The 25,479-nt window shown below is 64.9% G+C and carries 32 protein-coding genes; 1 reads left to right on the top strand and 31 read right to left on the bottom strand.

The annotated features are described in order from the left end of the window. Positions 1-19 precede the first annotated feature (19 nt). The 4 genes from NLR35_RS00995 to NLR35_RS00980 form a co-directional block, all read right to left on the bottom strand. A complete protein-coding gene (locus NLR35_RS00995; RefSeq protein ID WP_257164703.1) occupies positions 20-223 on the bottom strand; it encodes a hypothetical protein in 204 nt (67 codons plus the stop codon). Continuing rightward, a complete protein-coding gene (locus tag NLR35_RS00990; protein ID WP_257164702.1) occupies positions 220-702 on the bottom strand; it encodes a hypothetical protein in 483 nt (160 codons plus the stop codon). Before NLR35_RS00990 ends, NLR35_RS00995 begins: the two co-directional genes overlap by 4 nt. Then, on the bottom strand, positions 702-1,088 hold the full coding sequence (locus NLR35_RS00985; RefSeq protein ID WP_257164701.1) for a hypothetical protein: 387 nt from the start codon (positions 1,086-1,088) through the stop codon (positions 702-704). The genes NLR35_RS00990 and NLR35_RS00985 overlap by 1 nt, the downstream gene beginning before the upstream one ends. A gap of 231 nt (positions 1,089-1,319) precedes the next feature. Beyond that, positions 1,320-2,264 carry a glycosyl hydrolase gene (locus NLR35_RS00980; protein ID WP_257164700.1) on the bottom strand — a complete coding sequence of 315 codons (945 nt, stop codon included), beginning with the start codon at positions 2,262-2,264 and terminating at the stop codon, positions 1,320-1,322. A 75-nt stretch (positions 2,265-2,339) separates the two neighbouring features. Here NLR35_RS00980 and NLR35_RS00975 point away from each other — a divergent pair, with 75 nt between their 5' ends. Beyond that, positions 2,340-3,398 (top strand): hydrolase, encoded by a 1,059-nt coding sequence (locus NLR35_RS00975; RefSeq protein ID WP_257164699.1) that lies wholly within the window; start codon positions 2,340-2,342, stop codon positions 3,396-3,398. A 385-nt stretch (positions 3,399-3,783) separates the two neighbouring features. On the opposite strand, the gene NLR35_RS00970 is transcribed toward NLR35_RS00975, so the two are convergent. The 27 genes from NLR35_RS00970 to NLR35_RS00840 form a co-directional block, all read right to left on the bottom strand. After that, entirely contained in the window at positions 3,784-4,506 is a 723-nt protein-coding gene (locus NLR35_RS00970; RefSeq protein ID WP_257164698.1) for a hypothetical protein, read from the bottom strand. Next, complete coding sequence (locus tag NLR35_RS00965) at positions 4,503-4,682, bottom strand: hypothetical protein (RefSeq protein WP_257164697.1); 180 nt, start codon at positions 4,680-4,682, stop codon at positions 4,503-4,505. The genes NLR35_RS00970 and NLR35_RS00965 overlap by 4 nt, the downstream gene beginning before the upstream one ends. Further along, a complete protein-coding gene (locus NLR35_RS00960; protein WP_257164696.1) occupies positions 4,682-5,269 on the bottom strand; it encodes a hypothetical protein in 588 nt (195 codons plus the stop codon). The genes NLR35_RS00965 and NLR35_RS00960 overlap by 1 nt, the downstream gene beginning before the upstream one ends. After that, positions 5,266-5,814 (bottom strand): hypothetical protein, encoded by a 549-nt coding sequence (locus NLR35_RS00955; RefSeq protein WP_257164695.1) that lies wholly within the window; start codon positions 5,812-5,814, stop codon positions 5,266-5,268. The genes NLR35_RS00960 and NLR35_RS00955 overlap by 4 nt, the downstream gene beginning before the upstream one ends. Before the next feature lie 37 nt (positions 5,815-5,851). Further along, complete coding sequence (locus NLR35_RS00950; RefSeq protein WP_257164694.1) at positions 5,852-6,937, bottom strand: hypothetical protein; 1,086 nt, start codon at positions 6,935-6,937, stop codon at positions 5,852-5,854. A gap of 134 nt (positions 6,938-7,071) precedes the next feature. Then, the gene (locus tag NLR35_RS00945) at positions 7,072-8,889 is read right to left on the bottom strand and encodes a hypothetical protein (RefSeq protein ID WP_257164693.1); all 1,818 of its coding nucleotides are present in this window, start codon (positions 8,887-8,889) and stop codon (positions 7,072-7,074) included. Next, on the bottom strand, positions 8,882-9,265 hold the full coding sequence (locus tag NLR35_RS00940; RefSeq protein WP_257164692.1) for a hypothetical protein: 384 nt from the start codon (positions 9,263-9,265) through the stop codon (positions 8,882-8,884). Before NLR35_RS00940 ends, NLR35_RS00945 begins: the two co-directional genes overlap by 8 nt. Positions 9,266-9,294: 29 nt before the next feature. Next, positions 9,295-9,879 carry a hypothetical protein gene (locus tag NLR35_RS00935; RefSeq protein WP_257164691.1) on the bottom strand — a complete coding sequence of 195 codons (585 nt, stop codon included), beginning with the start codon at positions 9,877-9,879 and terminating at the stop codon, positions 9,295-9,297. Positions 9,880-9,992: 113 nt separating this feature from the next. Further along, positions 9,993-10,808 carry a hypothetical protein gene (locus tag NLR35_RS00930; RefSeq protein WP_257164690.1) on the bottom strand — a complete coding sequence of 272 codons (816 nt, stop codon included), beginning with the start codon at positions 10,806-10,808 and terminating at the stop codon, positions 9,993-9,995. A gap of 1 nt (position 10,809) precedes the next feature. After that, positions 10,810-12,783: a hypothetical protein gene (locus tag NLR35_RS00925; protein ID WP_257164689.1), complete on the bottom strand. Its 1,974-nt coding sequence runs from the start codon at positions 12,781-12,783 to the stop codon at positions 10,810-10,812. A gap of 154 nt (positions 12,784-12,937) precedes the next feature. Then, entirely contained in the window at positions 12,938-13,387 is a 450-nt protein-coding gene (locus NLR35_RS00920; RefSeq protein ID WP_257164688.1) for a gene transfer agent family protein, read from the bottom strand. Beyond that, entirely contained in the window at positions 13,384-13,911 is a 528-nt protein-coding gene (locus NLR35_RS00915) for a hypothetical protein (protein ID WP_257164687.1), read from the bottom strand. Before NLR35_RS00915 ends, NLR35_RS00920 begins: the two co-directional genes overlap by 4 nt. A gap of 47 nt (positions 13,912-13,958) precedes the next feature. Continuing rightward, positions 13,959-14,393, bottom strand: a complete 435-nt coding sequence (locus tag NLR35_RS00910; RefSeq protein WP_257164686.1) for a phage tail protein — start codon at positions 14,391-14,393, stop codon at positions 13,959-13,961. A 52-nt stretch (positions 14,394-14,445) separates the two neighbouring features. Next, a complete protein-coding gene (locus NLR35_RS00905) occupies positions 14,446-14,949 on the bottom strand; it encodes a hypothetical protein (protein ID WP_257164685.1) in 504 nt (167 codons plus the stop codon). Between the two features lie 31 nt (positions 14,950-14,980). Further along, positions 14,981-15,391 carry a DUF3168 domain-containing protein gene (locus tag NLR35_RS00900; RefSeq protein ID WP_257164684.1) on the bottom strand — a complete coding sequence of 137 codons (411 nt, stop codon included), beginning with the start codon at positions 15,389-15,391 and terminating at the stop codon, positions 14,981-14,983. 3 nt (positions 15,392-15,394) lie between these two features. Then, entirely contained in the window at positions 15,395-15,781 is a 387-nt protein-coding gene (locus tag NLR35_RS00895) for a hypothetical protein (RefSeq protein ID WP_257164683.1), read from the bottom strand. Positions 15,782-15,977: 196 nt separating this feature from the next. Beyond that, positions 15,978-16,376 (bottom strand): hypothetical protein, encoded by a 399-nt coding sequence (locus NLR35_RS00890; RefSeq protein ID WP_257164682.1) that lies wholly within the window; start codon positions 16,374-16,376, stop codon positions 15,978-15,980. Positions 16,377-16,389: 13 nt separating this feature from the next. Further along, positions 16,390-17,037, bottom strand: coding sequence for a phage head-tail connector protein (locus NLR35_RS00885; protein WP_257164681.1), 648 nt, complete (start codon positions 17,035-17,037; stop codon positions 16,390-16,392). 3 nt (positions 17,038-17,040) lie between these two features. Then, positions 17,041-17,385, bottom strand: coding sequence for a hypothetical protein (locus NLR35_RS00880; protein WP_257164680.1), 345 nt, complete (start codon positions 17,383-17,385; stop codon positions 17,041-17,043). Between the two features lie 5 nt (positions 17,386-17,390). Then, a complete protein-coding gene (locus NLR35_RS00875) occupies positions 17,391-17,609 on the bottom strand; it encodes a hypothetical protein (RefSeq protein WP_257164679.1) in 219 nt (72 codons plus the stop codon). Positions 17,610-17,709: 100 nt separating this feature from the next. Then, positions 17,710-18,468, bottom strand: a complete 759-nt coding sequence (locus NLR35_RS00870; protein WP_257164678.1) for a hypothetical protein — start codon at positions 18,466-18,468, stop codon at positions 17,710-17,712. A 132-nt stretch (positions 18,469-18,600) separates the two neighbouring features. Beyond that, complete coding sequence (locus NLR35_RS00865) at positions 18,601-19,089, bottom strand: hypothetical protein (protein WP_257164677.1); 489 nt, start codon at positions 19,087-19,089, stop codon at positions 18,601-18,603. 180 nt (positions 19,090-19,269) lie between these two features. Then, entirely contained in the window at positions 19,270-20,685 is a 1,416-nt protein-coding gene (locus tag NLR35_RS00860; RefSeq protein ID WP_257164676.1) for a phage major capsid protein, read from the bottom strand. Between the two features lie 95 nt (positions 20,686-20,780). Continuing rightward, a complete protein-coding gene (locus NLR35_RS00855; protein WP_257164675.1) occupies positions 20,781-21,965 on the bottom strand; it encodes an HK97 family phage prohead protease in 1,185 nt (394 codons plus the stop codon). Positions 21,966-21,992: 27 nt separating this feature from the next. Then, a complete protein-coding gene (locus NLR35_RS00850) occupies positions 21,993-23,291 on the bottom strand; it encodes a phage portal protein (protein ID WP_257164674.1) in 1,299 nt (432 codons plus the stop codon). A gap of 4 nt (positions 23,292-23,295) precedes the next feature. Further along, positions 23,296-25,038, bottom strand: a complete 1,743-nt coding sequence (locus tag NLR35_RS00845; RefSeq protein ID WP_257164673.1) for a terminase large subunit domain-containing protein — start codon at positions 25,036-25,038, stop codon at positions 23,296-23,298. Next, positions 25,022-25,396 carry a hypothetical protein gene (locus tag NLR35_RS00840; RefSeq protein ID WP_257164672.1) on the bottom strand — a complete coding sequence of 125 codons (375 nt, stop codon included), beginning with the start codon at positions 25,394-25,396 and terminating at the stop codon, positions 25,022-25,024. The genes NLR35_RS00845 and NLR35_RS00840 overlap by 17 nt, the downstream gene beginning before the upstream one ends. Positions 25,397-25,479 lie beyond the last annotated feature (83 nt).

Raw genomic sequence — 25,479 nt, 5'->3', positions numbered from 1 at the left:
ACGCACGTCACGCGACAGGTCACTCGAACATCTCAGGGCGCAGCACCGCGATGCCGGCGCCGACCGCGGCGGGGATCGCGAGCCAAGCCATCAGCGGCACGCCGTTGACGGCCAGCGTCACGGTCACAGCGAAGACCGCGACGACGACGACGCGGCCGGCGATCGGCGAACCGCCATAGGAGGCATGGGACCGGCGCGGCCGGTTGCGATAGCCCATCGTCATCGGCGGAATGCCTTGGCGATGACGATCGCGGCAGCCGATGGCGGCCCGACGTAGAAGAGCGCGCGAATGACCTCGAGCTCGACCTGCGCCAGATCGCCCGGCATCGGCACTTTCCACGACCCGATCTTGTGCGGCTCCAGCAGCCCGAAGAGGGACCACGGCGTGGAATCCAGCACTACGAACCAGACGTGAAAGACGAACGCGGAGCCGATGCCGACGGTGATTAATCCGAGCGGCCCCCAGGCCCCCTCGTCGCGTCGCGCTTGAACTCGGGATCGGTTCGCCTCGGTCACCGAGGAAAGCCACGAATGCGACCACGACACCGCCGCCTCGTCCTGCTTGCCCTCACGCGCGGCCTGGGTCTGCTTGGACTTGATGATGGTGTCGCCGATCGTCGTGGCGAGCCCGGGCAGCAGCGGGCCGAGGAACGACAGGATGAGGCTGAGGCCGCCTGTCAGAAAGCCCCCGATCAAGGCCATCAGACGTCTCCCCGCTTCTCCGCCAGTGAGCGGAAGTAGTTCAGCAGCCACACCAGCAGCACGACGCCGAGCCCCCAATATTCGCGCGGGATAAATTGAGCGATCAGGCCGGTGATCGGAGCCGTGTCGACGCCGACCAGCAGGGGTGCCAGCGAATCGTGCATGTAGACGATGCCGATCGCCATCGTGACGAACGCCGCAGTCAGCCGCTGCTTCAGCCCGGCGAGCTTCTCGCGGATGGCCGCCAGCACGCTTGCTTCCGTCAACAGCCACGACAGCGCCGGCGTACGCTTCAGCAGCGGCCCCACCCACACGACGTAGACGACCGCGATCACGGCGCCGTTGAGCAGCCAGAACGCCACCCATCGCAACATGTCTTTCAGCATGGTCAGATCCTTTCGAGGATGATGCCGCCGAGAGCGCAGGCGGCCATGATTGCGCCCTCTCCCCTTGCGGGAGAGGGCATGTACGCTGGACGCTGCGGGTGCGTTTGGGTGAGGGGTATGCCTCCGCGATCTCCCGCGCCGAGAGATACCCCTCACCCAACCGAGCTCGTTGAACGGCCGTCGTTGCCCTCTCCCGCAAGGGGCGAGGGCGCAGTCATCGGCACCGTTTGCTCAGAACCAGTTGGCGGCCACCGCGGCGCGCTTGCGGACCAGCAGGATCGTCGCGACCAGCGCGACGCCCAGGGCGAGGCCGATCACCGCGATCGAGACCGGATGCGGCATCGGCACATGCACCGTCGATCCGCTTTGCTTGGCGGTCTCGTTGCCGGCGCCGGCGGCCGTGGCCGTGGCGGCGGCGTTGCGCAGGCGGCGCTCTTTCGTCGTGGCGGCGTCGACGACCTCCTTCGGCGGCTTCACGCTCGGCGGGCTGCCGGGCATCGCCTTGGCGACCGGCATGATCCGGTCGACGCTCTTCATTCGGGCGATGACCGGATCGTTGCCGGCCATCAGATGCTGCCGGTCGGCCAGGCCGTTGGTGCCGCCGTTCCAGATCTTCACCGCGCCCTTGAAGTCGCCGGCGTCGGCGAAGCGGTTCAGCCCCTTCCAGTCCCAGAACGCCGCGCAGATCTCCGGCTGCAAATCGAGCTGCGACACCGCCTTGGGATTATCGACCGCCGGCACGCCGGTGCGCGCCTGGCAGGCGCGGTAGCCGTCACGGCCGGTCCATTGCGGGCCGCCGCGGCCGATATAGGTCGAGCCGTCATGGGTGCCCGGCCGGTTGCCCATCCGGTTGCCGTAGATCTCGTCGAACGCCCCGTTCTGCCAGCCCGGCGCCGTGCCGAACCGCGCCCGCACCTGGTCGGCGCCGCCGGGGAAGCGATGCGGCCAGACCTCGGCCATTCGCCGCGGCGTATAGGCCAGGCTCTCCTCGAGGCCAGGCAGCGCGAAGCCCGCGCATTCGTGCTCGAGATTGGCCAGGAAATACGACAGCCGCGTCCGCGTGGCGTTGACGCCGACCTTGGTCAACACCTCCTGCTTGGCGACGAACGCCTCGATCACGGCCTCAGGCGCGCGCGGGAACACCGCGCGCAGGCTCTCGCGCGTCAGCTCGATCATGTCTTGGCTCCAAGGCTTAAATTGCAATGCATGGAGGGCGCTGATACCGTGCGCCCCCGTCAACGGGGGATTGTCATGGACCTGACGAACGAGGAAGGGTTGCGCCCGGCTTCTGAATTGCGGATGCGGACGTACCTGGCCCTTGTGGCTTTGTGCTCAACGCTGATTGCCGTCCCGCTGCTGACGCTGGCGACATGGTTTGGCGTCGGATTTGGGCCAACAGCTTTGGCCACCCTTCAGGCTCAATGGCCTGACCACATCGCGCTGCCGTTTGACCTCCGCTACTACTCGGCCTTCAAGCTGCGACGGATCGCAGCTGTGCGGCCAGAGATCGTCGCGATAGGATCATCTCGCGCCGGCGGGTTCACCGCCGAGGACTTCGCTCCGCGCCGCTTTTACAATTTCGGATTCACCGCCTGGAGTGCCAGGCAGGTCGCCGACGAGCTAGGCCGGGTGACGCAAGTGGCCAAGCCCAACGTGGTCATCCTTTCTCTCGACTACTTCATCCTCGTCGACGAGTGGGAAAGACAGACATCGGATCGTAAGCAAATCCACGACCAACCATTGCGCTACTTCATTGCCAGCGCATCCCATTTCGCTCGCACGCTATGGGAAAGACCCGAAATCTTGAATCTCGCCACGTCCTATCTTGGCATCCAGGCCATGATCTCCAAGGAGGGCTTTGCCGCCGATGGCGCCTATCACTTCGCTCCCGATCACATCGCGGCCGCGGCCAAAACCGACCTCAATGCTAGACACTTGGAACGGTCGTTTTTCGGCGGCCCGGAGATGTCGCCGCGTCAGAAGCATGAACTGGAGAGGATCGCCGACTGGTGCAAGGCCCGACACATCACGCTTGTCGCAGTACAACTCCCGATCCTGAAGGATGCCGTCGACTTCCTTGACCACGACGAACGCTATTACTCAAACGCAGGCGTCTGGCGCGATTTCGAAGCGAACGAGACGCGCAAATGGTTATCGCAGATCGGCATCCATTTCTTTGACTTGGCACGCTCGGATATCGGTGCCAGCGCCGAAAACTTTATTGATTCCGTACACCTGTCCAAGACGGGCATGCGGCGCGCCATGAACGAGCTGGACGCCCTACCCGACTTTCGTCGCCTCACCCGCTGACGCCGGATATTTTTCCAGTAGACGGCGCTTGGTTCTATTATTTTAGGTTGTTTCGCTGAACCGCCTGTTGATATATAGCGGTATTATATTGGAGTTTTTTGCTTTGCGCCTCGCTTTGACAATGGTTCTAGCGGTATCGCTGGCTCTTCTGGCTGTCTATGGGTTCATCAACCCGGACCGCGACCGGGCTACTTGTACACGCGGCTCTGTGGCCGGACTGACGACAGCTTGCGAGCCAGCGACGCGTACCCTGACGTTCGAGGACATCATTCCCACCAGCGTGCCAGCCACCATCCCGCCGGTGCCAGAACCGTCGCCGACGCCCAGGCCAGCGCTATCTGGCTTGCCGACCGCATCGGCTTTGGAGCGTTGACCCTCGCTATGCTCAGAACTCCATGAGCGAGCAATCGACCGAGGTCATGGTCGCCGTGCCCCCACCGGTACCGAACAGGACATCGAACCAATATTGCGTGCCCACCGTGAGCCCGGTCAGAACGTAGCCCGACATCGACACGGGCAAGCTTGCGGTGGCCACCGGCTCATAGACCGCCTTCTGTGTGCCGAGACTGGTACCGGTGCTCGCGACGTTGTTGGATGGCGCCGTTCCCGTCCCGTATTTGATCTGCGCCGTATTCGTGAACACGCCGGTGTTGGCATTCACGAAATTGAAGCTGACCATCACCCGGCCCGATGCAGACGGCGTGATCTTGCAGGTCGCACCGAGACCCATCATGACCGTCCCTCCGGTACCGGTCGGATTGGTCGGCGTAGCCTGAAGTGACGCACCCGGCTTGACGTAGTCGGTAGCAGCTACAGCCGCCGAGGCATTGCCGGCGCCATCGCCTTTGACGATGCCATTCGTCGTGCCGATGCCGCCGCGGCTTGCCGACAGCGTGCCCCCCGTGATTGCGCTTGCGTTCAGCGCATTCGCCGTGTTGGCGACATCAGCCGCAGTGCACTGTTTGTTGATGCCGCCCTTCTGGCATTCGATCAGATCTGCGCCGGCTGCCGTCGCCGCGGCCAGATCAGAGATATTGACGTTGGCCGCCTGCACCGAGGGCGGCAACAGAACAATCGACGTCAAAAGCAGAGCAAGAAGCTGCCTCATTGCGTAACCCTCGTATTAGACGTGTTGGTGATGCGGATGTCGCCGGTGTTGGTGACCCGCGTGTTGAAGCTGGTCGTCTGCTTGCCGACGGAACCAGCACCGAGAGTGGTGATCTGCGGCAGCGCCGGCGAAACGGCGAGGCCCAACAGAAGCAGGACGAAGAGCACGCGGCGCATCAGAGCGTCGCCGCGTTGCAGTCGAGAGCCGTGCCGGGCGTCGTCGAACCGGTAGCGGTCGATGTCGCCGCGACCTTGATTGCATTCGCGAAAGCCACCCCCTGGAGAGGCAGCACGAAGCCGTTGCTGTTGGTAGGAGGAACCGCCATCGACAGCTTCGGCGTCGACGTGCCGAGCGTCACGCTGCCCGAGATATCGAATACCTGGACATAACCCACCGTGGCGTTCGGATTCCAGCAGTGCAGATAGACCAGCCTTCCCGCCGAGGCTTTCACGGTGGTCACCGTGGTGCCGAGCGCATTGAGCAACACCGGAGCGGAGCCGGCGATGTTGGTCTCCTGCAAGGCGACCGCTAGGTTTCCGCTTCCGGTCAACGCGGCCGGCAGCTGCCCTGCGGTGGCCGGGCTGATCTCGGTGCCGTCACTCTTGACCAGCACATGAGCCGGGCAGATCTTGGTTGTCTGGCAGACAAACGCGAAGATCGTGCGGGTAGAGGCCGCCGAATCCTTGATCGTATAGTCGGCCCATGCGGCGCTGGCGCCAAACACAGCCAGCGCTGCGGCGCCGGCGAGATATCGCAGCTTCATTTTAGTCGTCCCTTCTGCTCGGTCTTTCCGGTCGATCGCCTGCGCGCCTGGCGCGCATGATGCAGCTCCAGCGCTTTTGCGCGGAGTGCCCGGGCGCTGAGATCACCCGCACTGATGTCACCCGGCGCAGCTGCAACGCGCCCGAACGCCTGCCCCAGCGAGGCCGTGAGGCCCTTCAGGTTGGAGCGCACAGGCGGCGACGCTCGGACCGCCAGGTGATCGTGAAAGCCGTGATGACGCAGGAAGCGGTCGACCTCATGGTCCGGCATCGCGCCGATCTCAGCGACGATATCGACCTGCTCGACGGTCACGCCATCGAGCGCGACATGGGCGCCATCGCGGATCTCGTTGACCTCGAGGATTTCGTGGCCGCGATCCTCGAGCTCGGCCGCCGCCCAGGCGGGAATACAGAGATCCTCACCCTCATGCAGGATGAAGTGCGGCTTGTGACCGTCGGCGCAGGGCTCGCCGCACTCGATGAAGATCAGGCGGCCGCACGGCGACCGCGGTGCGTCGGCGCGCGGCTTGATCTTGACATAGCGCATGTCATCATTCTCCTTGATGGACGCTGTCCGAAGGGACCTACGGAGCAACCTGGCCGCCAGCGGTCGCGCTGCCGGCGACGCTTCCAGGCAACGTATTGCCGCCGAGGGACAGCGAGCCATTCAGCGCCACCAAATATTTGGTGCAGCCGGACGCGACCGATCCACTGAAGGAGACGCCCGATCCCATTGCGACATTGGCGCCTGACCCGATGATCGAATACCAAGTCCCGATCGACGGCGTTCCCGTGATGGTGATGGTGACACTACCTGCCTGCGTCACCGAACAATTACCTCCGACCTGCAAATGGGTCGCCGCCGGCCCGGATATCGAATAGGCGCCGAAATTCATCGAGCCGCCGCCATGGTCCATCGAGCAGTGCGTGCCGCCGCTGCCGGCATCGCCAAAATCGCACGTGTCGAAGTCAGCAACCGCCGTCTGATGTGTCGCAGTCAGAATGGCATTCGTCTGGGCTCCGCGCGTGAATTTTAGATATTTGCAGATGACCTCGGCATTGTCCTGCACCAACAAGCAATAACCGTTCGCGCCGGCGCCCCAGGTGAAGTTACCGAGAACGGCCGCCTGAATGTTGAGATAGTTGAAGCCCGTCAACTGCCCTTGCAGGCCAACGGACTCATTCGAGGTTCCGGCCGGCTGCAGCGTCATGGGCGCGTTCTGCAGATCGAACTTGCGGTAGATATCGTCAACAGCCGCAGCAACCGTCTTCTTCGGGTCGGACAATAGCAGCCCGTCGCTGCCGTCACTGAAAGCGGCCGAATGCATGTACATCGTCAGACCCTGCGCGCGGTGACGCCGCACTTGGTCGGAGACCATGAGGCCGGATGTCCCCTGCCGAAATACGGTCAGGGTGTGGTAGGGCGGGATCTGGATCGTATCGCTGTCAGTGACGATCTTGTGGAAGCGTGTCGAGGCCTTTGGATTGTGAAAGCTGACCGCGAAGCCCGAACGGAGATTAGCGAGCGAATCCAGGGTGGCGGTGATCGACGAGCCGTCAGCCGGCAGCACGATCAGGGATTTGTGGTTGGTATCGTCGACCAGGCCGCCACCGGTCATGCCGATGACGCGGTCGAAGAAGTTGCCGACCTGGCTTTCGACCTCGGCCATCCACAATTGCATGTCGGCCTTCGGCACCTTCCAGGGCCCGGATGCCGGCACGCCATCGGTGACGAACAGGCGCCAGATCTCGGCGCCGAGCTTGGTGAAGGTGGACATCGCGGCTCCGAAAGTTGCGTCAAGAGTTACGTCGTCACGAACGCGCTGGCCGACCAGTCCGAGGTCACGCCGAGCGAGCGCTGGCTCGCGACCTCCAGCTCATAGGTCTGGCCGGTCGAGAAGCCCGCTATCACCAGGGTGACCGTGGTACCGTTCGACGACACCGAGCCGGACGAGGTCTGAACCCATGCCGCAACGCCGATGCGATAGCGCGTCACATAGGTCAGGTCGGCGCGCGCCGGATCATCAAAAGTCAGGGTGATTGTGCCGCCCGCAGCCGTGCCGGCCAGATGCTGCGGCACTGGCAACGTGTCGCCCGGATTGTCGTCACCGGTGGTCGGCTGCATGCCTTCCTCGGTGGCCGGATCCCATGCATCGATCTCGTTGGTGTTGACGGTCGTCCATTCGAACGTCAGCCGCGCCGAGGAGATGTCGATCACGGCCTTGCCGAGTTGGACGACGATATCGGCGAGATCCGGATGGCGATCGTCCTGAATGCGGACCCAGCGCTCGCCGAGCGCAAGGATGCCGTACAAGGTCGTCGTCACCGTGCCCTTCCGACGCGGATTGATCTGCGCGATCTTGCGCTTCATCAGCCGCCGGCCCTGGGAATGGCTCTGCACCCATGTCAGGTCGATGGTTTGCGAGCGCGTGCGGCCGCTCTCGAAGATCGCCGTCTCGTCGCGCCAGGCCAGCCCCGGAGATGATTTATACTTGTTGTCCGGATCGGTGAACGACCATTCCAGCGTGTTGACGCTGCTTTCGTCCTCGATCCCATTGTCGATCGAGAACGCCAGGATATGCCGCTGCGGCAGCGTCACCGCCGGCTCGCGGTACTTGCCGACCTTGATCGACAAGGTGCCGTCGCCGTTGAACGAGTACCAGCCGTCGCAGGCCGCCATGATGCCGTCGAGCACGGCCGCCGGCTCGGTCTGCGAATTCCACGATCCCGAGGCCTGGTAGCGCGGCTCGGTCGTGCCGTCACGCCGGGCCACCTGCTCATCGCAGATCGAGGCTTCGATCATCAGCCGGTCGAGCACCGGCGTGATACAGACGGCACGATCAAAGCCGAGGCCATGAGCGGCATTGGTGACGAAGTCGATCGCCTGCAGCACTGGATTGTAGCAAGGCCCGAGCGTCGCGATGTTGTCCGGATCCTGCCCCGGGGCCCGCGGGTCCCACACCGGCAGCCAATCGGCCACCGCCGACGTTTGCGGCAGGCCCTGCGGATACACCGTCGAAAAGTGATCGGCCTTGACGGGACCCGCGCTCATGAACAGGCTGGCGATGCCGTCGCCGCGATGCGCATAGGTCCACAGATCTGGCATAGCCTGGACCGGTCGGTCATAGGCCCGCTCGGTTGGCAGCCCCAGGCGATATTCCAGCACGGTCGGCGGAGAACCGCCGCTGGCCGGATTGCCGCCGGCGGAATATCTGAGGTCGCCGGCGCCGGGCGCCCCCGTCACCGAGGAATCCGGCAGCAGGTTGACGAGATCGTCGTGATAGTAGAATTGGATGAAGCGGCAGATCTGCCCTTTATGTAAAAGCTGGATCGTGTAAGCCGCGCCGTCCCGCACCTCGAATAGCGCGTAGTAGCCGGCGAGCCGGACACGGCCATAGGCATAGATGTGTGGCGGGATCGGCTGGCGCAGTGGCTGATGACCGTTCGAGGCCTTCGGCAGGTCGCGCGCGCTCGGCTGTCCCAGCAGGTACTGCAGGCCCACAGTGGTGGCGAGAATCGCCGCCGTGCCAACGATCGAGGCCGTGGCGGCCGTGACTGCGAACCCGGCAATCTCGGTGACACCGATCGCATTGAGGATGAGGAAGCCGATCGTCTCAGCCATTGCAGGCCGCCGATTGCTGGACGGACCATGCGCGAAGAAAAGGCGACGGTCCCGCAAGAATGCCGCGCTCGGTACGCACGAACCATAGCCCGCGGCTGCGAATCGCCATCGCACCGGCGATGCGCAGTCCACCCTTGCCGTTGGGAGCGGCCACCTCGAGCAGCGCCACGTCCCCGTCAGCCTCGCTATCGGTCTGCGCGAGGCCGAGCCGGTCGGCGATCATCTGCGCCCGCTGCAGGAACAGGTCGCGATCGAGTTGGAGCCGCAATGGCGAAATGAAACCATCGGCGAGAAAGGCCGCGCGCGCGTCGCGCCCGGTCGCAATGGCGATCCAGCCGGCGACGAACTCGAAACACGGGTCGGCCACCGCGGGCATGGCGCAGGTCGACGCGGCGAGATATTCGGCTAATAGCGCGGCCATTCGATGTTGACGCCCTGAGAGTAGCGGCGGATGCGCTCGCAGATTCGGTCACCGGGAGAGGACGATTGTTGATCGAAGTCCGAGAACACGGTCTGCCTTGAGCGGCGCCGGCCCGTCATCGCGGAACCGACGGACAGCTTGATGCTGCGCGTCGTGCTGCCGGAGCTCGCGTCGAGACTGGTCGTCAGCACATCGGCCTCGCCCTGGTACAGCCAGATCATGCCGGCGAAGGCGAGCTGCTGATCAAAGAAGCCGAGGCCGAGGTCGACGGTAGCCCCCTTGACCAGGTCGCTTTCGATCGCAGCGGTCTCCATCGCCACCCGCGATACGCCGGAAATGATGAAATCGACCCGGTCGGCAACGCCGTTGACCAGCTGCGTCACCGCCGGCACGTTCATCAGCTCGCCAAAGCCGCGATAGGTCACGTCGCCATCATCGGCATCAGAGATCGCGACCAAGCCGACACCGGCCCACAGCCGCTGCACCGGCGTGATGCCGAGCCGAAAGAAGATGCCGAGCCGCTGCTCGGCACGCTCGAGTTGCTGCGTCAAGGCGGTGGATACGATCACTTGTCTCTGTTCCCAAACGCTCGTCATCGCCGGGCTTGCGCCCAGCGATCCAGCGTCTTGCTCGGATGATGGCTGCCAAGGTCGAGCCTGGGCATGGACGACGAAGTGCGGTGCTAGATCCCCGGCACGAATTGCGAGTTGCCAGGCTGGCTGAAATCGAGCGTCGGCGCGATGGTCGGCGCGACCGGCGGCGTGCCCTGAATCAGCACCGCCGAATAGTCGAAGCTCTCGACGAACGTCGCCGTCGGCGATCCCCATTTGCGCAGCTGCAGCGACAGCTTCATGCTCTCGGCGTTGGCAATGCGCATCACGCATTTAGGTGCATCGAAATCCAGAGGCGTGAACGCCGGCGTCGCCTCGCGCAGGGGCGGCCGGATGGTGACGTCGGAGTAGCCGGTGACGGGATCGATTTTGACTTGGGCGATGCGATAGAGCCGATCGCCGAGATTGCCATGCCGGATCGAAAAATGCTCGCCACCCTGCAGAGGCGCGCCCTGCAGAAACAGTAGCCGCACCGAGGTGGCGCGCAGCCCGGCATCCTGCGCGAGGAAGGCGACCACGACGGGCTGTTCGATGCCCGTGCCGTCATCGAACAGCGTGCCGTCGTCGAGCGACACCGTTCCGTAGGAATACAGCGGCGCGCCGCCGACGACGGGCACCGGAAAGTAGCGCTTGTCGCACATCGGCAGAATGATGGTCGTCGCGCCGCTATCAAGCAGAGCCTCGAGCGCACGCCAGGCATGGACCTGCGGCTTTGTGCGCACCGGGATGCTGCCGAGCTCCGCGCGCCAGAGGCCGCCGACCGTGGTCTCCGCCATCGGCTCGAAACCGGCGCCGGTCTGACCGGACGAAATGGTGCGGCCGGACAGCTGCCATGTCAGCTGCGTCTCGCGCAACAACCCGGTCGGAAAGTGCAGGATCTGGCCCACGTCAGCTACCGAGCTGGCTATAGCGAAGGTTGCGGCCAGGCAGCGCAGTGTTGACCTGATGCATCAGGCGACGGTCGCGCATGTCGAGGATGGCCTGCAATTGTGCCTCGGTGAAGCTCGATCCGCGGGCATCGACGTGCGAGACGAGCGAGACGGCGCCCCCGCCGAGCTGCCGCGTCACGTCGTTCGGGATGACCTGCGCACCGCGCGGAAGATTGACCAGCTCCGGCCCTCGCTCGCCGACCATGGCAAGCCCGCCCGGCGCCGATGACGTGCCGTCGGCAAAGCCGGGGATGATGCTGGACAGCACCGTCGCGAATAGCGATTTCCCGCCCGCGGCCGACGCGTTGAAGAATGATCCGAAGACGTCGTTGATGGCCGCTTTCTCAAGCGTCTTGATCAGGCTGGAGAACACCTCGTTGGCGCTTTTGCCCTCGACGATCGCATCGGCGAACGCAGTCGACAATGCCGAGCCGACCTGCGAGGAGACCTTGTTGAGCTCAGCGAGCTTCTGGCTTGCCGCATCATAGGCCGATGTCGCCTGCCCGATCGCCTGCGATGACGACAGGAACGCATCCCGGTGAGCACTCGTCAGCTGGATACCGGATTGCTCCAACGCCTGCTGCGCCGACATCGAACCGCGCAGCGCCTCGTATTTGTCGATCTGCTCCTGCGTCACTTCGCCATGGTCGCGCATGATCGCGGTCAGCTCCTGGAACTCAGCGCGGAACTGCGCTTGCGCCGCATTGTTCTGGAACACGGCCGCCGTATCCGCCTTGAGCGTCGCCGTGCGCTTGGTCACTTGGTCGACGGCAATATCGAACTGATCACGAGCGCCGCTGTTCTCGGCCTTGCGCGCGGGAATGACACCGGTCCCGGTTTTCTCGTTTGCTGCGGCAGGCCTGGCCTGCGGCATTGGCACGCCCTCAGGAAAGGCCGCGGCCGACTTCAGTAGCTCAACACCGCGCAGCGCATTGGCTGCCTGCTGCGCCTTGTCGCGCATCTCCTCGAGCCCCGCGATCAGGGCGGGATCCTGCTTATCCGCACTGAGCGATTTGTAATGCTCGATCACGCGATTGAGCTGCTCGAAATCCTGCGGCAGGCCGGCCGCATCTTTGCGCAGGATGTCGAGCGAATCCGCGACCGCGCTGAAGGTGCCCTGCCCGGATCCCGCTTGAACGTTGCTGGCGCGGTTGATGCCGTCCATCAGCTTGGCCGCGCGATCGACCAGGTCATCAAGCCAGGAGGCGACGTCGGCTGTCACCGCCTTGAACTGCAAGCCGAGCTGGTCGGCTGATTTCTTCCAGGCATCGTCGAAATTGCGCGCCTTGGCGATGGTCTGACCGTCGATAACGACGCCAGCCGCATTAGCGCTTGCGGCAATCGCCTCGAATGCAGCCGGACCGCCCTTCAGCGCGTCGACCCACCCAGCCGACAGACCCAACATCTGCGCCGCCTTGGTCTTTTCCGGGATGGAATCGAACCGGCCGAGCAGTTCGGCGGCAGCCTTCAGCAGGCCGTTGAGGTCCATCACCGCCCCGTTGCGGTCGCGATATTTGATGTTGTTGGCGTCGAGGATCTTGGTCAGCGAATTCTCGTTGATCTTCGCATCCGCCAGCAGGTCCGCTACACGCTTCAGATCGGCCGATGCCTCCGACGACGACACACCGCCTTGCGTCCCCACGAATTTGACCTGCTGAAACCGCTCGGTCGTTTGCCCCACATAGTCGGCCTCTTTGCCGATGCCGGCCAGCTCCGCGTTAACGGCTTTCAGTCCCGCCAGCATCGCACCGAGAGAACCCGTCGCTCCGGCCAGCACGGTGCCGAGCGCAGTCAAGCCGCCGAACCCAGGATTGAGGCCTGCGAACGCGCCCTCGATCCGGCTGATCGCGGAATCCGCGATGTTGCCGGCCGAGTTCATGTCGGAGGCGAACTGGTCGAGCCTGGCGCCGAGCTGAACGACGAGATCGGTCATGCGCTTCCCATGCATGCGCCTTCGAGCAGCGCATCGAATTCAGCGTCGGACGGAGGCTCGATTTTCTCTTCGCCACCGTTCGCTTTGTTGAAGCCCTCGACGCAGACGCCGAGCTGCCAGAACGAACAGCGGTCGACCTGGTCCGGCGCGAACCCTAAGGCGGCGCCCGTGCCGTAGATGCGTCCGAAGTCGATGGGGGCGTCGGGGTCTCCGTCGTCACCGGCTTTTTTTTTGAGTCTTCGTCGTCGGCGCCCCCAATCGGCCCGGTGAAGCCGGCCGTCAGGATCAAGAACGCCGGGCGCATATGCGTCAGCGGCGGATAGCGGTCGACGTCGTCGAAATAGGTCCGCAACAGACGGTGAGCGTCCTTCGGCTCCATGCCACCGCCGACCAGGCCAAGCCGGAGGATGTCACGGACATCATCCGGCCAAGCATCGGAGGTACGCAGCGCATTGAGCAGGCTCATCGGGCCGACGATGCCAGCGCCGAGTTTGATGCGCCTGAGATTGACGCACTCCTGAAGTTCGCGAAACTGGCCGATCGCCAGCCTGAAACGATGCTCGTCATCACCCCAGAATATCGTGACGCCGCCATCCACGCTCATGTGACCTGCTTGCCCTTGTACGTCGTCTGCACCTTGGCGGCCCCGCGATGGCCAACGGAAATGACCACCTCGTTGTGCCGGCCAGGGGTCATGACGTAGTTGTTGTTTTGCATCGTGCGGCGGACGGTCTCGTTCTCGCGGATCGTCTCTTCCAGCGTCTCGCGATACTGCGGCAGGCCGCCCATGCGATAGAACCTCGCCGTATGATAGAAGAACGGCTTGGGCTCCTGGTTGGTGGTGCCGAACTCCTCGGCGAGGGCGTAGTCGAAGCCGTCCTTCATTGTCGTCGGGCCGCCGGCCATGATCAGAACGGTCACCCGGCTGCCGTCAGAACTGGTACGATCCTCAAACCGCACGCTGGCCTGCAGCGTGCCGCTCACATTGTGCTCGATCGCACGCTGGATGTCGCCGACAAGTTCCGCGCCTTGCGCGAGCGCCAGCTCATGGAAGTTTTTGCGCACATTCTTGACCAGGTCGGCATTGGCCGCCTTGAAGTTGCGCAGGGATGCGTTGTTGGAAGCCATCGCGGCCCTTCCATCCGAGATCGCCGGGCCGAGCCCGGCGATGACTGTTACGACCCTGGCACCAGCAGCGGCGGGATCTCGCCGTCGCTGTCGAGCGTCACATCGAAGGTCACGCGCTGGCCGCGCTGGCCGGTGATGTTGAGCTTGGTGCACTTGTACGGCCCGATCGAGACACGATTGCCGAGCGTCACCTTGACGTTCTTCGTCACGCCCGAGGTGGCCCACAGCTCCCAGGTGTCGTAGTCCTCGTCGGCGACGACGCCGGCACCGGAGAGCGATGCCGAGCCTGATACGATGTCGCGATCGAGCCAGGACAAGGCGTCCGGATCGTCGCAGTCGGGCACGTTAGTCTCGTTGGCGGCGAAGGTGCGGTTCAGGCTGCGCGAATTGAGACCGCAGGGCGAAGCAAAGGTCTCCGGCGTCGCGCCGTCGCCGAGCTGAAGCAGGAATTTGGAAAACGAAAGAGTTGACGCTTTGGTCATCGACGGCGCTCCGGAGGTTGGTTCATGGCGTGGCGGAATCAGCGCCAGGCGCTTACGACGAAGACGCGATCATCGTGACATGGTAGTTTGCCGCCCCGGCAGAGCTGCAGGCGACCTTGAGCAGGTCTCCGGTCGCAGCGGTGACCGTCCAACCGGTCCGGCTGGCGAACACGGCGCGGTCGCCCGGCTTCAGGTCGATCGTATAGGTCGCGCCGGAGAACGGACCATTGAACGTGTTGGAGGCCGCGCCGCCGATAGTCAGGACGCCCACAGAGCTTTCAAGATTGTCGATGACGATGGCCTTCACCTTGGCAGCCGCGATGGTCTGGCCGAAGGCATCGACCAGCGCGCCGGCCATGTCGAGGTTCTCGTTGGTCGACGCGGACAATGCGCGATCATCCGAGAAGGCGATGTCGGCCTTGCCGTAGCCGGAGCCGTAGGAGAACACGATATCGGCGAGATCCGGAATGCGGTCCTGAACGTCGCGGCCATCCAGGCCCTTCTTGGCGAACACGGCAATCGAGGCTTTCACCGTGGAAGTCTGAGAGGTCGACATGACGAGGCGTCCTTCTGTGAGAGAGCTGGGTTCACGCGTTGGCGTCAGTGAGGATGGCGAACTGATACACGCCGTGCTTGGTCAGGCCGTCAGGATCTGGCAGGGTACGTGCGCTCTCCAGGAGCAGCGACTGCACAGCGCCATCCGACAGCATCAGGTCCTGGTCGTGGAGCGCGGCGATCACATACTTGCCGATGCTGCGCACCGCATCCGAGCCCTTGAATCGGTCCCAGCTATGCAGCGTGACATGCGCCGTCGCCGCATCCGTCGCCTCGCCCAGCTCTGGCAGCACCTGCACCTCGCCGATCGACAGATACGGAAAGGTCGGGTTGTTCGGGATGCGATCGTAGCAGCGATCGGCGACCAGCGCGGCGAGGTCAGCATCGCCAAGCAGCTTCGCCTTGATGGTCTCAACCAGTGACGTGGTCGGATCGGTCAGCATGCTCTAACCCACGCACTCCAGATTGATCCGCACGAGCTCGCCGCCGATAACCTTGGCATCGCAGACCGTAATGACCCGTGGCCGCTCGCCCCGGATGATCACATCGTCCGTATCATTCTCCCGCGGAATCCGCGGATCGGCATCCGGCTGGTCGGCGAGCACAGCCCCGGGCCAGCCCGCCTCGTTGATCTGCGTTGGTGACAGGATCAGCGAGTACTTGGTCAACAGGATCCCCGCCGGGCTTTGCCCGATCACCTGCCGATCGACCCTCGCCCGGCAGGTGACGGTCGCGAAGGTCTCATTGGGAGCTTCGCCGAACCGGCGCCGGAGATTGATGTCCTCGCCGGCCACGCGCAGCGCGCGGTCGAGGGCAGCGATCAAAGGGGACATGGGCGCCGCCGCATGTTGTAGGGCCGCAAGCGCGCCGGCCGCGGCGAGGGCCGAGGTCCATCTTCTGGACCATATCCGCGCAGGCGCTTCAGATAGTCCCTGCGCATGGTCGAGCGAGCGGCGCACGGGAGCAGCAGCCGGTGAAATCCGACACGAGCGCGCGCACGCGATCGATTGATGACGATTGCCGCCATGGTCAAGCCGGCTCGCGATCCGAAAGGGCGCCCAGGATGGCGGCGCTGCGCGCTTCGGCAGCGGCTCGTTCGAAATGGAGTTCCGAAGGCTGGCCTGCCGGCACGATGACCCGCTCGCGCGTCAGATAGCCGCCGACCGTGACGTCCTTAACCTTCACGAGGCGCTGGCTGCCGTAGGCCTGCTGCTCGAACACGATACTGACAACGGGTATCCCCGGCCGCAACACGCCATCCTCGCACTCGGCCGGCAGCACGCCGTTCAGCCACGCCTCCTCGATCAGGAGACGAACCGTATCGCAGTGCTGACAATCAAGGCTGCCGACCACGGACAGGCCTGCGTCGGCGAGAACCGAGATGTGCGGCAGGACCATGGACGTCATTTCGATGACGGCGCGCTTCATGAAAGGATCCTCGTCAGGCGATCACCGGCACCCGGTAATTGTCGAGCAGGTCGGTGATGTCAGGTGGCATGTTCCCGGCATCCGCGCCGGTCGCGACCCAGCGCTGATAGGAGCGCACGCCGGGGATATCCTCGCGGGTGATCTTCTGGTCGACACCCTTGTTCAGCCAGCGCGAGGTCACCATGCGGATGACCGCATCGGCGACGTCGTCGGGCACGGCGTCAAAGCCCGCATCGTATTGCGCCAGCTTCGGCTTGATGTTCCATGTGCTGCGGTCGCCCGCAGCGTTCAGCCTGATCAACTGTCCGACCGCGGCGTCGAGCAGATAGTCCGTCCCTGCAACCAGCGCCGTGCCGTCCTCGGTCAGGGACGCGATCGACTTCACCGGCCACATCGACAGCTGCAGCACGTCCGATAGGCCTGACAAGACCCGCGGGACAGGGTCGCGGTCGGGCCGGATATCATCCTTGAGCGTCTCGATCGCGAAGGTGCGCCGATTGCAATATTGCAAAGCCGCCTTCGAAGCGCTCTTCACATAGCGCGTGAGAACGGTATCGCCCGACGTGTCGGTGATGTCGAGTTCCTGCTTGACCACGTCCAAGGTGACCAGGTCGGTGCTGACCGGCGCCGACACCACCGTCGTGATGATCTTCAGCGGCATCGCTTACATGCGCCTGGTGATCAGGGTCAGCACACGATCGGCGCCTTGATTGACCGGCGACGCCGACGTGCCCGACCGCACCCTGATGTAGTTGACGCCGCGCCAGATCGCGGGATCGAGCGCGATGAACTGTCCCTGGGCCGCCGTCACAGCCACGGCGGCCGAGCTGGTCTGCAGCTCGAGCCAGGTGGCGCCGTTGTCAACGCTGGCCTGGAACGACAGCCCGGCCGGCGTCCACGCTGCGGGCATGGCGATGCCGCACAGCGTGCCGTCGCCGAGGCCGATATCAGCCGACAACGCCACCCCGTTCAGGATCGTGACCGGGATAGCCGCAAGATTGATAGCCATGGCTTTCAGCCCTCTAGCGAGGCCCAGGGGCCATCGGCCGCAAACTGAATCGAGAAGCGCTGGCCGACCCTGCGGACCCCGAACACGGAGCGGCCGCGCACGATGTCACCGACGGCGACGTCGGCAGGCAGGTCGCCTCCCTCGGCCGGCGGCGCCTCCTGGATTGACGGATCGATGGCCGGTGGAAGTGCGCCGCCGGCTTCGGTCGTGGCTTCATCGGTCATGGCATGGTCTCCAGAGCGGATACGGAAAATGACGGGCGCGCTCTCGCGCTTGGCTTGCGCCAAGCACTGGCGCGCGGTCGCAGAAGCCGCCAGCGCGGCTTCAGCGGTTGGCCCAGATGTCGACCTTGTCGACCACGAGGGTCGCGACGCCGGTGCCCGACGGCTTGTAGACCGCGAAGTACGGCTGCAGGATTGCGTTGGCGCCGGTCGCGGCATAGCCGATTGAGTTGTTGGCGTTGATGCGCGCGCCATCGAGATAGAAGGCGACATCGGTGACGTCGCCCACCTCGATGCGGAACACGTGGAAGCCGGTGTCGAGGCTGACCGCGGCGCCGGCATTGCTCGCGGCGATCGCGCTCTGCGTGGTGCCGTCCTGCGAGCGCACCAGCAGGTTGGCATTCGCGGTCGCGCCAAACTCAAGGTACTTCACGTTGTTGTCGGGGCCGTCGATCCAGGCCGCGGCGAGGCCCATCACCATCTGCACGCCGGCGGCCGAGGGCGGCACCGTCAGCGCGGCGCGGGCTTCCCAAACCGCCTTCTTGGTGACGTCGATGGCGAGGTTGTCGTTGAAGTAGAGGACGGCATCCTGCTTCTCGCTGGTCGCGGTCAGCGCCAGCTGCACCTGACCGCCGCTGGCGTTGCTGATCAGCGCCACGGTCGGCGGCGCGGCGCCGACGATCTTCTTGACCCAGGGATAGCCGGCCGTGGGCGAGCCGGCCACGGGGATGCCCGCCGTGTGGCCGGCGCCGATGAACTCCTCCATGAACTGCAGCGGCGCCATCGGCGCGACCGTCTCGAAGTTCTGAGCGGGGTCGAAAAACGTCTGGATGCCGTTGCGATATCTGGCAGTCGTGGACATCGGGGATCTCCTATCCGGCCGGATGGCCGTCATGATGACGGATGAGGGAGAGAGGCAGACGCCGCGCCTGCGCAAATTTGCGCAGGCTTTGCCGGGACGAGAATGTGCGCAAGCGCGGCGCGTCGATCGCGATCAGTTGGTGAGCGGCGACGGCGGCGAGGTCTGCTCGAACGAGCCGAGGATGAACAGCTCCGCGGCGGTGATGTTGGCGGCATTGGAGGCGCCGGTCTGCAACGCGATCGACACGAAGCCGTTGTTCACGTCCATGCACTGCTCGGGCACGATCTCGAACACCACGATCTTGTCCTTCACTGCCGCTGAGGTGGTGAAGTTGGCCGCATCGGTCTGCTTGGCGCCGGGCGCGGCAATCGCCGCCGTGTCGGCATTGGACCAGATCGGCGTTGCCGTGATCGCCTTGGAGCTCGTGCCGGATACGTCCTTGGCCTGCAACGGCGTCAGCTGCACGGTCGCGGCATTGCCCTGGTTGACGTGGGCGACGATCCAGGCCTTCACCGCATTCTTGAGCGAGAAATAGCCGGAGGTGCGGCCGGCGGCGTCGGCGGCCGGCGCGAGCATCGCGGTCGGCGGAATCTGATAGGGCAGCGAGAACTGACGTCCCATGGTGAGTGGTCCTTTGCGGTTGTTCGGCGCTCCACCAGCAGCGCCGGTGCTGTCGACAAGGGATCGCGACGCGCCCCTACCCTGTACAAACGACAAAGCCCGCGCAGGCAGGACCGGCGCGGGCTTTGCGGTAGCGCTGGCGACGAGCTGGCGCTCGCGCCAGTCGCGTTCTGGACGGCGCTAGCGCGCTGCCAGGGCAACGAAGGGCGAGCGGGTGGTCGAGCCCTTGAAGGGCGCAAGCGGCTTGTGCCACATCGGCTTGCCGTCGACGCGATAGGTGACGCGGAAGCGCATCTGATCGGTGTCGAAGGCGACGTGCATCGAGCTCGCCATCTGCACGCCGTTCTTGTCGACCATGGTGTACTGACTGAGGTCGACCAGCGCGATGTCGCCGACCGCGCCGAGCGCCGAGTTGTACTCGGTCGGGATGATCGGGCGGCCCTTCAGGCTGGCATAAGGCGCGGCGGAGATGCCGCCGGGCGGCATGTAGACGAGCTCGCCGCCGGTGCCGACCGGACCGTTAAGCGCCGCGAGCTGGGACTCGACATCCTGGTTGTAGAGCCAGACCGCATTCTTGCGGCTGCGGCCCCAGCAGGCCTGCCACATCTTGTCGATGTTCTCCTTGACGATGGTCGCGGCCGCCTGGCCGTTCTCCTTGGCGATCTTGACCAGGGCATCGCAGTTCAGCACGCCGAGCGGCATGCCGGCGCCGGTGCCCTCGAAGATCGCATCCTCGGTCATGAACATGACTTCCTCGGAGAATGCCATGCCGAGGATCGCGGTCAGCGCCGTCTGATCGGCGAGCAGCTCATCGGTCACGGTCGCGCGCGAGATCAGCTTCTTCAGGTCGAACTCGACCAGGCGGAATTTCGGCGCGCTGTCCGTGACCGCCGTGCCTTCCGCGCCCCACTGCGAGGATACGCCGCCCCAGCGGCTGCCGGTCGCGCGCGAGCTTTCGTCGACGCCGGGCACCTTGAGGCCGTTCGCATTGGCCGAGATCGGAATCTTGTTCACGCGCTGCAGGATCTCGCCCATGTCATGGGCCAGCATGAAGATCGAGGCCGCAAAATCGACCTGGACCAGGAAGCCGCCGCCGGTCGGATCGACCTCGCCCATGCCGCTCGGCGCACGCGTGAACTCGGTCGGCGCGCGCACCAGCCGGGGATCCGTGGCCGCGCCCTTCGAATTGTAGTGCTGCGCGATCGCCTGCAGCTGCTCGCCGAGGCTTGAAAACGCCTTGGTGCGATCGATGGTCAGGTTGAGTCCCTTACGGGCGATCGACAGACAGTCGTCGAAATCGATCTTGCGGCCTTCGCGGCGGCCGTGGGCCTGCGCCTGCTTGGCGAGGCCGAACATCGTCGCGACGCTGCGGGCTTCGAGCACATCCGTCGCCCCCTCGGCGCCTGGCGCGTTCACCGGGCGGGCCAGACTGGCGGCACGCTCCTGAGCGCGCTGCGCGCGACCGATCTCGGCCTCGAGGTTCGTCACCTCGAGCTCGACCGCCTCGAACTGCGCCGGGTCAGCCACGATCGCCGGCATGTTCAGTTTGTCGACCGCCCGGCCCAGGGCCTGGCGCAGTTCAGTCAGCCTGTCCATGTGTTCTCCTCCGATGGACATGTGAAGCCGCATGCCATGCGGCGGGTGACCCTCGGCAGGGCGCCGGAGGGAAGGCGGAAAGTCGGTTTGCGGCCTCAGGCCGCCGTGAGCGCGAGCCTTCGCTTCAGCGCGCGGGCGCGACGCTCGCGCAAGGCGGTTGCAGCGTCGTCCGCCGCGGCTGGCGCCGGCGCTGGAACGGCGCGCGTCTCGTCCTCGTCCGGATCCTCGCTGGCGGAAGACGCCTGCTCGAACACACCGCGGACCATCTCGCAGCCCTTGGTGAGGCAATCATGCGCGTCGCGCAGCGTCTGCTCGTTGGCGGCCGACAGCACCTTGCCGGCGCGCGTCTGGATGGCTGCAGGCGCCTGGCGCTGCCGGGCGCGGCGACCGAGCGCTGCCAGGCGCGCCAGCGCCTTTTGCGCCGGCGTGAACTGCGCCGTTTCGACCGGATCATCAGCCATGATGGCAGCGTCATCCTCATCCTCGCCGCCGAGCAGCTCGGCCACCTCTTCGGCGGTCATCGCGACCAGCACGGCGCCAAGCTGCTGCAGCGCGCCGGCGAGCTGGGCCGGGACCTCGCTGCCATCGCCTTCGTAGTCGGCTTCCCAGGCGACGCAGTCGCTGAGATAACCGAGGGAGTCGAGCAGACCGGCCAGCCAGGAGACCTCGTAAAGGCCCTTCGCGCTTGGCGCCGCATAGTTCGCCGTGAGACCCAGGCGCGCGACGTCGATACCGGCTGCCTTCGCCTGGATCAGCGCGTTGGCATTCGCCGGCACCGGCACGATCGAAATCTCGACCAGCTCCTGCTTCTTGAAGTCGATCCCGCCCGGGCGCGACCGATCCTTGGATGCGACCCAGTCGATCGGCTGAAAGCCGACGCTGACGGTGCGAAGGAAGCCCGCCTTGACCATCTGGAATACGGCTTCGGCGTTCGGATTCACATCGCCGGACATGAACTCGATATCACCGACCAGGCGATCACCCTCCATGCGCACATTGCTGGCGCGGCCGATGACGTTCTCGACCGATGATGTGTCATGGCCGAACAGCGCGACCGGATTGGCGTTGAAGGCCTCGAGCACCCAGCCCCGCGGATTGATCGTGTCGCCGTAGCGATCGACGCTGCCGTCCGAGAACACGAACGACACCGTGCGGCTATCGCCATCGGCCTGCACTTGCGCCTGGCCGTCGGTCGCGAAGCGCACGGCGACGCCGGGCTTGTGGCCGAGCTTCACGCGGCGCTGGAATTCGGTGATGTCGACGATGGTCCTACGCTTCATGCGCCTCTCCTGGATTCCAGCAAACGCTCACACCGCCGGCGCATCCTCGGCCGGCCGGCCGGCTTCATCCGGCTGGGTGCCGGTCGATTGGCTGCCCGCCGCCGCCATGTTCTGCGGGAAGTGCAGCTTGGCCGCCTCGCCGCCAATCGGGCTCCAGCCGAGATCGATGCGGGCCTGGTCCGGCGTCGCCATCATCGACATGATGGCGGTGCGCCAATCGTTGATGCGGCTTGTAAGGTCGGCCTCGGTCAGCGCGCGGTAGTCGAACATCACGGACAACCGGTCACGGCGCAGCGCGAAGGTCTGCTTATACTTCGCGCTCCAGCGGTTGGTGTAGCCGGTCAGCGTATAGTTGACATACTCCTGACCCTTTTGCGCGAGGTTGCCTTTGGCCTCGCGATCGGTGACGCCGAGCATGTGCAGCGGCACACGGAAGATGCGGCCGACCTCCTCGACCTGAAACTTGCGGCTGTTGATGAAGTCGAGATCCGAGGACGACATCGACAGCGACTGGAATTTGAGACCATCCTCGAACACGGCGGTCTTGCCCTGGTTGGCAAGCCCGGCATGCATGTCTTTCCAGTCCTGCGCCATGCGCTTGGCGGCTTCGGCGCCGAGCTTCTTGTCGGTCGTCAGGATGCCGCTCGGCTTGGCGCCATTGCCCATCCAGCGCGCGGCCTGATGCTCCTGCGCGATTGTCAGCGCAATTGCCTCCCGCGCCAGAGTGATGCGCGAGGCACCGAGCAGGCCGTTGGAGGAGAAGCCGCGAATGTGCAGCATGTCTCCGGCCGGAATGAGGTACGGCAGGCTGCGCAGCTTGGCCATCATGTGCAGGCCATTCGGCGTGATGCGGTAGAACAACTCGCCGGTCGGCGCCTCCCACAGCGCGCACCAATCGGGGTTGACCGGGATCAGCTCCACCGGGCGGCCGCGGCCATCGCGGAGGATGGCCGCATAGGCGTTGCCGCGCAGCACCAGCGCGACCTGCATCATCTCGCGGAATTCGAGCCCGTTCATGTAGTCGTTGGGCTCCTGCAGCAGATCATACAGGTAATGCCCTTCGAACTCGCGTGGCTCCTCGCCCGGATTGGATTGATACAGCGACCACGGCAGCTTGGCGACGTCCTCGGCGAGGATCGTCACCGCGCTCATGACGGCCGTCGCGTTCAACGCCGTGGCCTGGTTGATCGCGACGCCCGTCACAGACTGTGCGGTGGCAAGCGACGGCCCCCACAGCAGGGATTCGATATTGGCATCGCGCGTGCCGCTCGCGACGCGATCATCACGCGCGCGCATTAGGTCGAGCAGCCGGCTGAAGACGCCCATTCGATCAAGCCTCGAACATGATCAGGCCGCGCTCGGCGGTGTAGACGGAGCCTTGCGGCTCGGGATTGCGCACCATCACCGCGACCGCGTTCATCATCCCGGCCCAGGGGTCGATCTTGGCGTCGCCGGCGTTCTGCTTGGTGGCGCGGATGGCCGTTGCGGTCGGCTCGATCTTCACGTTGCCCACGCACCAATCCATCAGCGCCGACTTCGCGTGCCGCATCGACAAATCCGGCTTACGCTGGCCTTCCGGCACGCACCCGTTCTCGAGCCTGCGCTCGGCCGTCTTGATCGCGGTCATCATGCCGAAGCCCTGCGGCGCGCCGATCAACAGGCCGTTCTCGACCGTGACGTCGATCGCCGTGAGCGCCTCGACCATCTCGCCGAGGCCGGCCGGATCGACGGAGACCGCGCCGAGCAGGCCGCGGTCCTTCACCGTCTTGATCAGTTCGACCATAACGGCAATGTCCTCGCCTGCATGTTGGCAGATCGTGAGCTCGCCGGCGGCCTCGAAATCCCGCAGCCGCGAGGCGATCGACTGGCGGCGCTCCAGCACGCTCTCGTGACACCAGGCTCGCGACCAGGACAACCACTCCTTGGTGACCTTGTGCCGGCCGAGGAACGAACCGCCGTAGAGGTCGTCGAGGCCGCCGCCGTCGAGGCCGGCGACGATGACGTCACATACATCGAGCAGCCACTCGAACGTGATCGCCTCGTCTTCGGATCCGGCCCAGAACTCGGCGCCGGCCCAGGCATCGGTCTTCAACCCGGTGCCGATCTCGATGTTGAGATGCTGCGAGACCCAGATGGTCTCGGTTTCCTTGTTGACCTTGCCGTTGTTGTCGTAGTCCTCGATCAGGCGCAGCGGATCGATCGAACGGCCGATGTTTGGCAGCAGCAGCGGCCAGTTGCGCTTGTCGCGCCAGAACGTCTGGTCCTTCTGCAGCTCCAGCGGAAACTCATAGAGCACCGGCAGCAGGATCGGCGACGGGCCGCCCTTGCCGTCGCGGATGTTGCGCGCCTTGGTCAGCTCCGTCTTCCACAGACCGGCCGGCTGCTCGTCCGACTGCGTCGTGATCATCAGGAGCTGGCCGCCCTGCATCGTGATGCCGCCACCGCGGATCTGCTGCATCACGGCCGCGGCCTTGGCCTTCTTGCCGAGCTCGTGCACCTCGTCGATGATCGTCAACACGGGAATTTCGCCGGTGACGATCGTGGTGTCGAAGCTTTTGACGTCCAGCTTCGTCTCAGTCTTTCGCCGCGTGATGCATTTCAGGTGGTCCTGCACCTTGAAGATCGCGTCGAGGCGGCTGTCGAGCCGGATCATGCCCTGCGCCTGGCTGAAGCAGCGTTCCGAGATGTTCTGGCTCGGCGCCACGATCAGCATCTGGCGGCTCGGCGCGTCCTCCATGTAGAGCGCCGTCAAGCCGAGCGCGGCGGCGTTGGTCGTCTTGCTGTTCTTCTTGGGCACCATGCACAGCAGCTCCCAGACGAGCCGGCGCTTGGTGACGGGATCCTCCGAGGCGAGGAACGCGACGAGGATGTCGCGGAACCAGTCGCCGCAGGCTTCCGCAAGCGGCGGGTTGCCGGCGACGTCGGGCAGCCTGAGGCGGTTGAAGAACGCCAGCGCCTTGGCCGCCCGCTTGGCATTGAACGGCACACTGGCCATCGGTGTCTGGCCGGCCTGAATCTTCTCCCACCAATCCGGGCAGGCGAAGCGCGGCAGCGTCTCAGTGGACGGCCGCATGCTGCGACGCTTCCTCCTCAAGCTCGGCCATCAGGTCCGCATCGGCATCGATCGCGCGCTGCTGGTCCGCGACCTTTTTGCCCGGGCGCGTCGTCTCGCTGGGCTTCGGATCGGAGCCCATGGAGCGCTCGGCTTCCATCCGATCGCTGCGATCGAGGTAGGAGCGGAATTCCTTGATCGCAGGAACGCTGCCGGCCTGGACGCCTTCCCACAGCTTCATCGCGATGCCGGCTTCGAGCCGGTCGCGCGCAACCTCCCGGAATTTCAGCTCGGAAAAATAATGCTTCCGGAGCGTCGGCAAAGTCACGTACAGCGCGGCCGCGATCCGCGGATTGCTCCACCCGAGCGCAACTAACATGCTGACACGATTCCGGTTTTGCTGCGTCGGAATATGCTCCGGCCGCCCCCGCTTCCCCCAATTGGCCGGCACCGGGTCGCCGA

Origin of the sequence: Bradyrhizobium sp. SRS-191 (genome assembly GCF_024586915.1) — a bacterium.
Taxonomy (GTDB): domain Bacteria; phylum Pseudomonadota; class Alphaproteobacteria; order Rhizobiales; family Xanthobacteraceae; genus Bradyrhizobium.
Note: the sequence above shows the minus strand (reverse complement) of the source record. Positions and strands in the feature narration are given on the sequence as shown.